The sequence below is a fragment of the Enterobacter sp. JJBC genome (assembly GCF_036936505.1).
Classification (GTDB): domain Bacteria; phylum Pseudomonadota; class Gammaproteobacteria; order Enterobacterales; family Enterobacteriaceae; genus Enterobacter; species Enterobacter hormaechei_C.
The window spans coordinates 3807081-3819662 of sequence record NZ_CP136935.1 but is presented as its reverse complement, the minus strand read 5'-3'; the positions used below and the strand labels follow the sequence as shown (position 1 = coordinate 3819662).

11 protein-coding genes are annotated in these 12582 nt (G+C 56.0%); 8 read left to right on the top strand and 3 right to left on the bottom strand.

Features of this window, described 5'->3' with window-relative positions:
* Window positions 1–57 precede the first annotated feature (57 nt).
* The 3 genes from RY075_RS18320 to queF form a co-directional block, all read right to left on the bottom strand.
* Entirely contained in the window at window positions 58–1347 is a 1290-nt protein-coding gene (locus RY075_RS18320) for an HAAAP family serine/threonine permease (protein ID WP_003862749.1), read from the bottom strand.
* A gap of 504 nt (window positions 1348–1851) precedes the next feature.
* The gene (ppnN, locus tag RY075_RS18315; RefSeq protein ID WP_003862748.1) at window positions 1852–3216 is read right to left on the bottom strand and encodes a nucleotide 5'-monophosphate nucleosidase PpnN; all 1365 of its coding nucleotides are present in this window, start codon (window positions 3214–3216) and stop codon (window positions 1852–1854) included.
* 116 nt (window positions 3217–3332) lie between these two features.
* Window positions 3333–4175 (bottom strand): NADPH-dependent 7-cyano-7-deazaguanine reductase QueF, encoded by an 843-nt coding sequence (gene queF, locus RY075_RS18310; RefSeq protein WP_023323687.1) that lies wholly within the window; start codon window positions 4173–4175, stop codon window positions 3333–3335.
* Window positions 4176–4244: 69 nt separating this feature from the next.
* Here queF and syd point away from each other — a divergent pair, with 69 nt between their 5' ends.
* From syd to RY075_RS18270, 8 genes are all read left to right on the top strand, one after another.
* Window positions 4245–4790 carry a SecY-interacting protein gene (gene syd, locus RY075_RS18305; protein ID WP_302378582.1) on the top strand — a complete coding sequence of 182 codons (546 nt, stop codon included), beginning with the start codon at window positions 4245–4247 and terminating at the stop codon, window positions 4788–4790.
* Window positions 4791–5421: 631 nt separating this feature from the next.
* Window positions 5422–5751, top strand: a complete 330-nt coding sequence (locus RY075_RS18300; protein WP_003862740.1) for a YqcC family protein — start codon at window positions 5422–5424, stop codon at window positions 5749–5751.
* Window positions 5748–6533, top strand: coding sequence for a tRNA pseudouridine(65) synthase TruC (truC, locus tag RY075_RS18295; protein ID WP_045337384.1), 786 nt, complete (start codon window positions 5748–5750; stop codon window positions 6531–6533). The genes RY075_RS18300 and truC overlap by 4 nt, the downstream gene beginning before the upstream one ends.
* 15 nt (window positions 6534–6548) lie before the next feature.
* Entirely contained in the window at window positions 6549–6998 is a 450-nt protein-coding gene (locus RY075_RS18290) for a flavodoxin (RefSeq protein ID WP_023295346.1), read from the top strand.
* A 308-nt stretch (window positions 6999–7306) separates the two neighbouring features.
* Window positions 7307–8662 (top strand): galactarate/glucarate/glycerate transporter GudP, encoded by a 1356-nt coding sequence (gudP, locus tag RY075_RS18285; protein ID WP_003862734.1) that lies wholly within the window; start codon window positions 7307–7309, stop codon window positions 8660–8662.
* The gene (locus RY075_RS18280; RefSeq protein ID WP_338628667.1) at window positions 8662–10002 is read left to right on the top strand and encodes an enolase C-terminal domain-like protein; all 1341 of its coding nucleotides are present in this window, start codon (window positions 8662–8664) and stop codon (window positions 10000–10002) included. Before gudP ends, RY075_RS18280 begins: the two co-directional genes overlap by 1 nt.
* Before the next feature lie 15 nt (window positions 10003–10017).
* Entirely contained in the window at window positions 10018–11355 is a 1338-nt protein-coding gene (gudD, locus tag RY075_RS18275; protein WP_058647835.1) for a glucarate dehydratase, read from the top strand.
* Window positions 11356–11432: 77 nt separating this feature from the next.
* On the top strand, window positions 11433–12578 hold the full coding sequence (locus tag RY075_RS18270; protein WP_023314755.1) for a glycerate kinase: 1146 nt from the start codon (window positions 11433–11435) through the stop codon (window positions 12576–12578).
* Window positions 12579–12582: the final 4 nt, after the last annotated feature.

The window sequence follows — 12582 nt, the reverse complement described above, 5'->3', positions numbered from 1 at the left end:
GTCCATTGCTTCAGTCAGAGGGGAGAAGTGCGCCGTCCGCAGACGGCGCAGGAGGTATTAGCTGAACAGCGAGTAGAAAATAGCGGAGATGGCAATCAGGCCCATCACAACAACGAACACGTTGCTGATATGGCCGCTGTATTTGCGCATCGCAGGCACTTTCTGAATCGCGTACATCGGCATCAGGAACAGGATCATCGCGATAATCGGGCCGCCCAGGGTTTCAATCATGCCCAGAATGCTTGGGTTCAGGGTGGCTACCGCCCAGGTGGTCACCAGCATGAACAGTGCAGTGATTTTGTTCAGACGGTTGATTTCAATGGTCTTGCCTTTACCACGCAGAGATTTAATCACCATGCCGTTGAAGCCTTCACGTGCGCCCAGGTAGTGGCCCAGGAAGGATTTGGTGATGGCGATAATCGCGATGATCGGCGCCATCCACGCAATCAGCGGTGCGTTAAAGTGGTTTGCCAGGTAAGACAGAATAGAGATGTTCTGCTCTTTCGCAGCCGCCAGATCCGCCGGGGAGAGGCTCAGCACGCAGCTGAACACGAAGAACATTACGGTCAGTACCATCATGATGTGCGCGCGAGCCAGGATGCTGGAGCACTTCTTCTCTGCGCCATTGCCGTACTCTTCACGCTTCGCTACTGCGAAGGAAGAGATGATTGGCGAGTGGTTGAAGGAGAATACCATCACCGGGATCGCCAGCCACAGGGTCAGCAGCAGACCGTTGCCGGTCGTGGATGCGCTGCTCAGAGACAGGGTTTCCAGCGCAGCGCCGTTCCACTGTGGGATCAGGTACAGAGCCAGCACCATCAGAGCCGCAACAAACGGGAACACCAGCACGCTCATCGCTTTCACAATCATCTGCTCGCCGAAGCGCACGATGGTCATCATACCGACGATCAGGATCAGGGACAGAATCGCACGCGGCGGCGGGGTCATCTGAAGCTGGTGCATCATAAAGCTTTCAACGGTGTTGGTGATAGCAACGCTGTACACCAGCAGAATCGGGTAAATCGCGAAGAAGTAGAGCAGGGTAATCAGCTTACCTGCGCCGACGCCGAAGTGTTCTTCAACGACTTCAGTGATGTCTTCGCCCGGATTTTTACCGGACAGCACGAAGCGGGTCAGGCCGCGGTGTGCAAAGAAGGTCATCGGGAAAGCGATGAGGGCCATGATGATCAGCGGGATCATACCGCCGACACCTGCGTTGATAGGAAGGAACAGTACACCAGCGCCGATTGCTGTGCCGTACAGGCCAAGCATCCACATGGTATCCGTTTTGCGCCAACCGCTTCGGGATTCAATCGAAGCAACGGTGCTGGTTTGAGTGGTTTCCATCTGTATCTCCTGGAGGAAGCAAATTGTCAGGTTTTTAGTCAAATCCGATGAAAAAGTGCCTGACGGTAATATGAAATTCGTTCAGTGACGGTTTTTTAATAATTTTTGCCCGTAACTATTGGCGGGCGGAAAGATACATTCTAGTTATGAATCTATCAGTGATCGCGATCCCAAATGCAATAATCCACTTGTGATGTGGGTATCTTTAGACCATTTATCTGTTAAAAAAACATCAAAGAGAATTTACGGGCGCGAAGGCTACCATTAACGACATGTTTTCGAAAAGGTCGACCCGCGAGATAGGTGTCTTTCGCTGTAAAGAAATGGGATTTTAGGATTTTCTGGCGGGTAATTTCGATTAAGGCTGATTATTTACGGTTTCAAAATTGAGGTAATCGTTTGCGCAGGCGTCAGATTTGTTAATAACATTGAAGATCGCTATGAATTGCATCACTAATAAAAAAGCCGGATGACGATCCGGCTTGAGAGGAGAGAAATGTCGCTTTACTTGATGATTTCGTAACACGGAATATAGGCAGAGCCTGGAAGCTTCATGCGGTGCTGAGCGACAAAGCCCTGCAACATGTCATCCATGCGGCGCATCATCTCCGGGTCACCGTGGATCTTATACGGCCCGAACTCTTCAATTGCGCGGATCCCTACCTCTTTCACGTTCCCCGCCACGATGCCAGAGAAGGCGCGACGCAGGTCGGCAGCCAGCACTTCCACCGGCTGATCCGGATAGAGTTTGAGGTTCGCCATGTTCTCATGCGACGGCTCGAAGGGTATCTGAAGATCCGGTGCGATACGGATGGACCAGTTAAAACTGTAGGCATCCCCGGTATCACGACGATTCTCTTTCACCAGCGGCATCGCTTTTTTCATCTGACGGGCCACTTCTGCGGCATCGTCAATAATAATGCGGTAGTGACGGCGCGCATCTTCGCCCAACGTATGCACGATAAACTCGTCCAGCACGCGGAAGTAGTCGGCGCTCTCTTTCGGGCCGGTCAGGATCAGCGGCAGAACCTGATCTTTGTTAGCCGGGTTCATCAGGATCCCCAGCAGATAAAGCAGCTCTTCCGCCGTGCCTACGCCGCCCGGGAAGATGATGATGCCGTGCGCGATACGGACAAACGCCTCAAGACGTTTTTCGATATCCGGCATAATAATCAGTTCGTTAACCAGCGGGTTAGGCGGCTCAGCGGCGATGATCGATGGCTCGGTCATGCCGATAAAACGGCCTTCTTTATAGCGTTGCTGTGCGTGTCCTACTGCCGCGCCTTTCATCGGCGCTTCCATCGCGCCAGGACCGCAACCGGTACAGATATTCAGTTCGCGCAGGCCGAGCTGCGTCCCTACGCGGCGGGCATACAGGTATTCGGTTTCGTTAATGGAGTGACCGCCCCAGCAGACGACCATGTTCGGCGCTTCGCCCACGTGCAGGGCACGGGCGTTACGCAGAATGGAGAAGACCAGGTTGGTGATATGAACGGAACTTTCCAGGTCAAGATGCTGGAAACGTCCGGCATTGCTGATCTGTCCGTTAACAAACAGAATGTCGCGCAGCACGGCAAACAGGTTGGCCTGAAGTGAGCGAATAATACGCCCGTCGACAAAAGCGTCTTCCGGCGGGTTGATCACTTCGAGCTTCACCCCGCGCTCGCGGCGCAGCACGTTGATATCAAAACTTTCGAAGCGGGACAGCAGCTCTTTACTGTTGTCGGTCAGGCTTCCGGAGTTCAGTACGGCAAGTGAACAGTTACGAAACAGTTGATAAAGGTCGCTACTGGCGGTGCGTTTAAGCATGTCCACTTCCAGTTGCGACAACATATCCATAGAGCCAAGCGGGCTAATATGTGTAATCAAGTGAGCTCCTTATGGGACGATTATCGTCTTTCCCTGTTGATTACAATAGCCCTGGCTTATGACGTTTCACAACACTTCGGGCGGAATACCGCCCGCATATTGTGAAAATATTTATCTTACTGGCGCACAAGTCGTCCGGTGGCAGGCACAAAATCGGTATTGGTGCGCCACGGGTTGATATCCAGGCCGCCGCGACGGGTGTAGCGGGCGTAAACGCTCAACTTTTCGGGCTGGCAGAAACGCTGGATGTCGTTGAAGATGCGCTCCACGCACTGCTCGTGGAATTCGTTGTGATGACGGAATGACACCAGGTAACGCAGCAGCTTTTCACGGTCAATCTGCGGGCCGCGGTACTGGATCTGTACCGAGCCCCAGTCCGGCTGATGGGTGATAAGGCAATTGGATTTCAGCAGATGGCTGACCAGCGTCTCGTTGACCACTTTTCCGCCCGCCGCGTTTTCCAGGTAGTCGCTGCTAAATTCATAGCTTTCCACCTCAATGTCCTGATCGTCGATGCAGGTGCCGTGGAAATGGGCGATGGGCTGACCTTCCAGCTCATGCAGACGGTATAACGAGACGGTTACGTTCCCCTGCGCGCACGCGCTTAAATCACGTTCAAGCGTCTGTTGCACCTCGTCCCAGCTGTTAAATTTGGTCTGGTTAAAGCTGTTGAGATAGAGCTTAAAGCTCTTGGATTCGACCAGGTTTACGCTGGCGTAATCCAGCTCAACGTGGCCCACGGCCACCTGCGGCAGACCGCGCGCATTCAGCCAGGAGAGTTCGTACAGCGTCCAGATGTCGCCGCCGACAAACGGCAGCGCGTCAGCGTGCAGCCCGAGCGGATCGCGGTTCAGACTGCGCGGCACGCCCTGCAACAGGCTTGCATCGTAGGTGTCGCGGTAATCGGTCGATTTTCCCAGCGTTAAGCCCGTTAACGCCTGATGATTTTCGTAAGACATGTTTCATAGCCACTTTACAGGTACACTTATGGGCTGAGTTTATCCTGTCTTACAAGAAGAGAGAAATCGGTGGATATCGAAACTGCAAATGCCCTGACGTCCTTCACGACCCGCTATTGCGATGCCTGGCATGAAAAGCGGGGGACGTGGCCGCAAAGTACTGACTTATATGGCGTGCCGTCACCGTGCATTATCGCTTCGCAGGATGATTACGTTATCTGGCAACCGAAACCGTTCATGGGCGAGCAGAATGTAAATGCTGTTGAACGCGCGATGGACCTTGTGATACAACCTGCGCTTCATGCATTTTATACCACGCAGTTTGCCGGGGATATGACTGCATGTTTTGCAGGACAGCCGCTGACGCTGCTGCAAACCTGGAGCGAAGACGATCTGCAACGCGTTCAGGAAAACCTCATTGGTCACCTGGCCACGCAAAAACGGCTTAAGCTCTCTCCGACTCTCTTTATTGCGACGCTCGACAGTGAACTGGACGTCATTTCTGTCTGCAACCTGTCTGGCGAGGTCATTAAAGAGACGCTCGGCACCCGCAATCGCGACGTTCTCGCGCCTTCACTTGCGGATTTCCTTACCCGAATTGAGCCGCTTCTGTAATCCATGATGCTAGTGGGCGTGTGAGAGATCTCTTACACGCGCTGTGAGACATCGCCGAAACAATTAGCATTGTCTTAGGAATTTCAGATTAATATTAACTTCTCTTTCAATAAGTTAGTGGTTTTCTGAAAGGAAATCCCCCGTTTCGCCTGGCTTACATTGCTCACAAGGTGGGTTGTAAGACGAAGCAGAATAGCGGATTCTATCTGTGTCGACAGGATGCCGACACGAGAAACGAACATCAGGATGATGGCGTTTCTTACCAGGGACACGTCAGGATGACGCCGCAGGAAGGCTTCAGGATGAAGCAAAGTGGATCACGCAGGATGCGTAAGGGACACCTCCAGGAAGGAGAACGAGAGCCGGTCAGGATGGTCGGTGGGTCAGGATGGCCAGGACGTTTCAGGATGAAACCTACACATCAGGACGATGTGAGCAGGAAGCAAAAGGTAAAGGGATGACCAGGCCTTCGGGCATCAGGAAAAGTTGTCACGGATGAGCAGGGAGCACGTATTGTAGCTGGAATGCTGCGAAACGAACCGGGAGCACTGTTTTTACAGTGCTCCCTTTTTTATTTCTGTCTTCCGCAATGCTATGCTTCGCGCCATTCCGTTTTTCAGTTGAGGTATATATGTCGCATCATGACAGCGTTCGTGCGCAGTTGCACGCCATCGAAGCCCTTATGCGCCAGCATCAGCTGTGGCAGGATAACGCGCCGCAGCCAGACGCGTTCGCCAGCACCCAACCGTTTTGTCTGGATACGCTGGACCCGTTCGAGTGGCTCCAGTGGGTCTTAATTCCGCGTATGCACGCGCTGCTGGAAGGTGGCCACGCGTTGCCCGCGTCTTTTGCCGTCTCTCCCTATTACGAAATGGCGCTGGAAGCGACCCACCCGGCGCGTGCCATGATGCTGGTGGAGCTGGAGAAGCTGGATGCGCTTTTCGCCGGTGACGATGCATGACGCTTGAGATCCTTTATCAGGATGAGTGGTTAGTGGCGGTGAATAAACCGTCCGGCTGGCTGGTGCACCGTAGCTGGCTCGATCGCGATGAGAAAGTGGTGGTCATGCAAACCGTGCGCGATCAAATCGGTCAGCACGTTTTTACTGCCCATCGTCTCGATCGGCCAACCTCTGGTGTTCTGCTGATGGGGCTTTCCAGTGAGGCCGGGCGCCTGCTGGCGCAGCAGTTTGAACAGCACCAGATCCAGAAACGCTACCACGCCATCGTGCGTGGCTGGCTGATGGATTCCGCCACGCTTGATTATCCCCTGGTGGAGGAACTGGATAAAATCGCCGATAAATTTGCCCGCGAAGATAAAGGCCCGCAGCCAGCGGTGACCGACTATCGTGGTATGGCGACCACAGAACTGCCGGTGGCGACCAGCAAATTTCCGACCACGCGATACAGTCTGGTGGAGCTTTTGCCCAAAACCGGGCGCAAGCACCAGCTTCGCCGTCACCTTGCACATCTGCGCCACCCCATTATCGGCGACAGCAAGCACGGCGATCTGCGCCAGAACCGCAGCGCGGCCGAGCACTTTGGCTGTAACCGGCTGATGCTGCACGCCAGCGAGCTACGCCTGACGCACCCGTTTACCGGCGAACCGCTGACTATTCGCGCGGGGCTGGACAAGGTCTGGATGCAGGCGCTGTCACAGTTTGGCTGGCTGGGACAACTCCCCGAAAATGAAAGGGTTGAGTTTGCCGCAGGCAACGTTCAGGATGAACAGCAAGCGCAATAATTACGGGAGCAAAGCATGGCTGAAGTAGGCATTTTTGTCGGCACAATGTACGGCAACTCGCTGCTGGTGGCGGAGGAAGCGGAAGCAATCCTCGTAAACCAGGGCCATAAAGCAACGGTCTATGAAGATCCGGAGCTGGCGGACTGGGAAAAGTATAAAGATAAATACATCCTGGTGGTGACCTCCACCACCGGGCAGGGCGATCTACCGGACAGCATCGTCCCGCTTTTCCAGGGCATTAAAGACCAGCTTGGTTATCAGCCAGATGTTCACTATGGCATCATTGCCCTCGGCGATAGCTCTTACGCCAATTTCTGCGGCGGCGGTAAGCAGTTCGACGCGCTGTTGCAGGAACAGAGCGCTCAGCGCGTCGGAGAGATGTTGCTGATTGATGCAGGTGAACACCCTGAGCCAGAAAGCGAGTCAAATCCCTGGGTTGAACACTGGGCCACGCTCCTGAACTAACCCTGTACTAAACGAACGCCAGGCCGGGTAAGGCGAAGCCGCCACCCGGCAACGAAGCCGCATCCTATCCTCAATTCCGTGAAGTATCTTCCACCACTTTGGGCTTATGCCCCAAACCACGTTCCCCACGCCCGTCAATGTTGTGTTCCTGCACGGTGAGAGAACCGGTCACTCCTTCATATACTTTTCCCGTCACTATAAAACGGCTTCTGGCCGTACCAAAACCAAACACAAATCTCTCATTCTGATTACCCTACAGGTGCTGTACAGAATGAACCAGGCGAAAGCTATGTTTCAGGAGTGCAACAATGAGTACATTAAGCCACGCGGCGAGCAGCGCTGAGAAGCGCACCAACGCCCGCTACTGGATAGTGGTGATGCTGTTTATCGTCACCTCTTTCAACTACGGCGACCGTGCCACGTTATCCATTGCCGGCTCTGAGATGGCAAAGGACATCGGACTTGATCCGGTGGGTATGGGGTATGTTTTCTCCGCATTTTCATGGGCCTACGTAATCGGCCAAATCCCTGGCGGCTGGCTGCTGGACCGCTTTGGCTCAAAACGGGTCTATTTCTGGTCCATTTTCATCTGGTCGATGTTTACCCTGTTACAGGGCTTCGTGGATATCTTTAGCGGCTTCGGCATTATCATTGCGCTCTTTACCCTCCGCTTCCTGGTGGGCTTAGCGGAAGCGCCATCGTTCCCTGGCAACAGCCGTATTGTGGCCGCCTGGTTCCCGGCGCAGGAGAGGGGAACGGCGGTAGCGATCTTTAACTCGGCGCAATACTTTGCGACGGTTATTTTCGCGCCAATCATGGGCTGGCTGACGCATGAGGTGGGCTGGTCACACGTCTTCTTCTTCATGGGCGGGCTGGGGATCGTCATCAGCTTCATCTGGCTGAAAGTGATCCACGAACCAAACCAGCATCCGGGCGTGAACAAGAAAGAGCTGGACTACATTGCTGAAGGCGGGGCGCTGATCAACATGGATCAGAAAACCCAGAAAGCTAAGGTCCCGTTCAGCCAGAAATGGGGGCAGATCAAACAACTCGTCGGCTCACGAATGATGATCGGTATCTATCTCGGCCAGTATTGCATTAACGCCTTAACCTACTTCTTCATCACCTGGTTCCCGGTTTACCTGGTGCAGGCGCGTGGGATGTCGATTCTGAAGGCGGGGTTTGTCGCCTCCGTGCCGGCCATCTGCGGCTTCGTGGGTGGGGTGCTTGGCGGGGTCATCTCCGACTGGTTGATGCGTCGTACCGGTTCGCTGAATATTGCGCGTAAAACGCCAATCGTGCTCGGCATGCTGCTCTCCATGACCATGGTGTTCTGTAACTACGTCAGCGCGGAGTGGATGATTATCGGCTTTATGGCGATGGCCTTCTTCGGTAAAGGCATTGGCGCACTGGGCTGGGCGGTGATGGCAGATACCGCGCCGAAAGAGATCAGCGGCCTGAGCGGCGGTCTGTTCAACATGTTTGGCAACATTTCCGGCATTGTCACCCCAATCGCTATCGGTTACATCGTCGGCACCACCGGCTCCTTCAATGGTGCGCTGATTTATGTAGGCGTCCATGCGCTGGTGGCGGTACTCAGTTACCTGGTGCTGGTGGGTGACATCAAACGAATCGAACTGAAACCTGTTGGGGAGCGCGGATGATGACAACGCAATCAAGCCCGATCGTGACGGAGATGAAGGTCATCCCGGTGGCGGGGCAGGACAGCATGCTGCTCAACATTGGTGGCGCGCATAACGCCTGGTTCACCCGCAACATTGTGGTGCTGACCGACAGCGCAGGGAACACCGGCGTCGGGGAAGCGCCTGGCGGAGAGGTGATTTACCAGACGCTGGTCGACGCCATCCCGCAGGTGGTTGGGCAGGAGGTCGCCCGTCTCAACAAGGTGGTTCAGCGGGTGCATAAGGGCAACCAGTCGGCGGATTTTGATACCTTCGGCAAAGGTGCCTGGACGTTTGAACTGCGCGTTAACGCGGTGGCGGCGCTGGAGGCGGCTCTCCTCGATTTACTGGGCAAGGCGCTGAACGTGCCGGTCTGCGAACTGCTGGGGCCAGGCAAACAGCGTGATGCGGTAACGGTGCTGGGCTATCTGTTCTACGTTGGCGACCGGACTAAAACCGATCTGCCGTATCTGGAACGCTCGCCGGGTAGCCACGAGTGGTATCACCTGCGTCATCAGGAGGCACTCTCTGGCGAGGCGGTGGTACGCCTGGCAGAGGCGGCGCAGGATCGCTACGGCTTTAAAGACTTCAAGCTGAAAGGCGGCGTTCTGCCGGGCGAGCAGGAGATTGACAGCGTGCGCGCGTTGAAAAAACGCTTCCCGGAGGCACGCATCACCGTCGATCCGAACGGCGCCTGGCTGCTGGATGAAGCTATCGCGCTGTGCAAAGGGCTGGGCGACGTGCTGACCTACGCGGAAGATCCGTGCGGTGCCGAGCAGGGCTTTTCTGGCCGCGAGGTGATGGCCGAATTCCGCCGCGCTACCGGGCTGCCGGTTGCGACCAACATGATCGCCACCAACTGGCGCGAAATGGGCCATGCGGTGATGCTGAATGCGGTGGACATACCGCTGGCGGACCCGCACTTCTGGACCCTTTCCGGCGCGGTGCGCGTGGCGCAGCTGTGCGATGACTGGGGCCTCACCTGGGGCTGCCACTCCAATAATCATTTCGACATTTCGCTGGCGATGTTTACCCACGTTGGCGCGGCGGCGCCGGGCAACCCGACCGCCATCGATACGCACTGGATCTGGCAGGAAGGCGAAGCGCGCCTGACCAAAAATCCACTTGAAATCAAAAACGGCACAATTGCCGTACCGGATGCGCCGGGGCTGGGCGTGGAGCTTGACTGGGATCAGATCCACAAGGCGCATGAAGCGTATAAAAAACTGCCGGGCGGCGCGCGCAACCACGCAGGCCCGATGCAGTACCTTATCCCCGGCTGGACATTTGACCGTAAGCGCCCTGTATTTGGACGTCACTGATAAAAGGATCGAACGATGAGCACATTTTCTACCCCTGTAGTTACCTCCATGCAGATCATTCCTGTCGCGGGACATGACAGCATGCTGATGAACCTGAGCGGCGCCCATGCGCCGTTCTTCACCCGTAATATTGTGGTGATCAAGGACAACTCAGGGCATACCGGTGTCGGTGAAATCCCGGGCGGGGAGAAGATCCGTAAAACGCTGGAGGACGCCATTCCGCTGGTGGTGGGTAAAACGCTGGGCGAGTACAAAAATGTGCTGACTCGCGTGCGCACGACCTTTGCCGATCGTGATGCGGGTGGCCGTGGTCTGCAAACGTTTGATCTGCGCACCACTATCCATGTGGTCACGGGCATTGAAGCCGCGATGCTGGATCTGCTGGGCCAGCATCTGGGCGTCAATGTCGCCTCCCTGCTGGGCGACGGCCAACAGCGCAGCGAAGTGGAAATGCTCGGCTACCTGTTCTTTATCGGCAACCGCAAACTCACCCCGCTGCCGTACCAGAGCCAGCCGGACGAAAAATGCGACTGGTATCGTGTGCGTCACGATGAAGCGATGACCCCGGACGCGGTGGTGCGCCTGGCGGAAGCCGCGTATGAAAAATATGGCTTTAATGACTTCAAGCTGAAAGGCGGCGTACTGGCGGGTGAAGAAGAAGCAGAGGCGATCGCCGCGCTGGCGAAGCGCTTCCCGCAGGCGCGCGTCACGCTGGATCCGAACGGTGCCTGGTCGCTTGATGAGGCGATCAAAATCGGTAAGCAGCTTAAAGGCGTGCTGGCCTACGCGGAAGATCCGTGCGGCGCCGAGCAGGGGTTCTCCGGACGTGAAGTAATGGCGGAGTTCCGTCGCGCCACCGGGCTGCCAACCGCCACCAACATGATCGCGACCGACTGGCGTCAGATGGGGCACACGCTCTCGCTGCAATCGGTGGACATTCCGCTGGCAGACCCGCACTTCTGGACGATGCAGGGCTCGGTTCGCGTGGCGCAGATGTGCCATGAGTTCGGCCTGACCTGGGGCTCCCACTCCAACAACCACTTCGACATCTCGCTGGCGATGTTCACCCACGTGGCGGCCGCTGCGCCGGGCAACATTACCGCCATCGACACCCACTGGATCTGGCAGGAGGGCAACCAGCGCCTGACCAAACAGCCGTTTGAAATCAAAGGCGGCATGGTGCAAGTTCCTGCTACGCCGGGGCTGGGCGTTGAGCTGGATATGGACCAGGTCATGAAAGCGCATGAGCTTTACCAGAAACACGGCCTGGGCGCGCGTGATGACGCGCTGGCGATGCAATACCTGATCTCAGAGTGGACATTCGACAATAAACGTCCGTGCATGGTACGATAAGCTCATTGGGACCGCTCCCATGAGTGGTCCCTTACGTGGTGTATGCTTAACGTAACTAACATGCGTAAGGATGGCTTATGAAAATTGTTATCGCTCCGGACTCGTATAAGGAAAGCTTGAGCGCGCTGGAGGTGGCGACAGCGATAGAGGTCGGTTTTCGCGAAATTTTCCCGTCAGCGGACTATGTCAAATTACCGGTTGCCGATGGTGGCGAAGGGACGGTGGAAGCGATGGTGGCAGCCACGCATGGGCGTCTTGTCCATGTTCCTGTTACCGGGCCTTTGGGTGAACGCGTGGAAGGGTTTTTCGGGTTATCCGGAGACGGGAAAAGCGCCTTTATCGAGATGGCGGCAGCGAGCGGTCTGGAGCTTGTTGCTCCTGCAAAGCGTAACCCGTTAATCACCACCTCCTGGGGAACCGGGGAACTGATCCGTCATGCGCTGGATGCGGGCGTTAAGCATATCATTATTGGCATTGGAGGCAGCGCGACCAATGACGGTGGCGCAGGCATGGTGCAGGCGCTGGGCGTAAAACTGCTGGATGCGAAAGCGCAGCCCGTTGGGCCGGGCGGCGGCGAACTGGCAAGCCTTGCGCATATCGATCTTAGCGGGCTGGACAAGCGGCTGGCAGCCTGTCGAATTGAAGTGGCCTGCGATGTGACCAACCCCCTGATCGGCGAGACAGGTGCTTCTGCGGTATTTGGTCCGCAGAAAGGGGCGACGCCGGAGATGGTCAGGACGCTGGACAACGCGCTTGCGCATTACGCAAAAATTATCGCCCGGGATATGGATATTGACGTCTTAAACCTGGCGGGCGGTGGTGCGGCCGGCGGAATGGGGGCGGCGCTGTATGCATTTTGCGGCGCACAGCTCCGTCAGGGGATTGAGATTGTCACCGATGCCCTGCATCTCGATGAACAGGTCGCGGACGCCGATCTGGTGATCACGGGCGAAGGGCGTATCGACAGCCAGACGATCCACGGAAAAGTGCCCGTTGGCGTGGCGAGAGTCGCGAAACGCTATAACAAGCCGGTTATTGGCATTGCCGGCAGCCTGACGGCGGATGTTGGCGTGGTGCATGAGCACGGACTGGATGCCGTATTCAGCGTGATTTACACCATCTGCTCGCTGGAGGATGCGCTGGAAAATGCGCAACAGAATGTACAGATGGCCGCAAGGAATATTGCGGCGGTGATAAAGATGGGGCAGGGGATGTCGCGTTAACGTT

What these genes read in the sequence shown, in the direction of transcription:
- RY075_RS18270 (WP_023314755.1), top strand. Translation starts at nt 11,433, where the DNA reads ATGAAAATTGTTATCGCTCCGGACTCGTATAAGGAAAGCTTGAGCGCG.
- gudP (WP_003862734.1), top strand. Translation starts at nt 7,307, where the DNA reads ATGAGTACATTAAGCCACGCGGCGAGCAGCGCTGAGAAGCGCACCAAC.
- truC (WP_045337384.1), top strand. Translation starts at nt 5,748, where the DNA reads ATGACGCTTGAGATCCTTTATCAGGATGAGTGGTTAGTGGCGGTGAAT.
- RY075_RS18320 (WP_003862749.1), bottom strand. Translation starts at nt 1,347, where the DNA reads ATGGAAACCACTCAAACCAGCACCGTTGCTTCGATTGAATCCCGAAGC.
- gudD (WP_058647835.1), top strand. Translation starts at nt 10,018, where the DNA reads ATGAGCACATTTTCTACCCCTGTAGTTACCTCCATGCAGATCATTCCT.
- RY075_RS18290 (WP_023295346.1), top strand. Translation starts at nt 6,549, where the DNA reads ATGGCTGAAGTAGGCATTTTTGTCGGCACAATGTACGGCAACTCGCTG.
- RY075_RS18300 (WP_003862740.1), top strand. Translation starts at nt 5,422, where the DNA reads ATGTCGCATCATGACAGCGTTCGTGCGCAGTTGCACGCCATCGAAGCC.
- RY075_RS18280 (WP_338628667.1), top strand. Translation starts at nt 8,662, where the DNA reads ATGACAACGCAATCAAGCCCGATCGTGACGGAGATGAAGGTCATCCCG.
- queF (WP_023323687.1), bottom strand. Translation starts at nt 4,175, where the DNA reads ATGTCTTACGAAAATCATCAGGCGTTAACGGGCTTAACGCTGGGAAAA.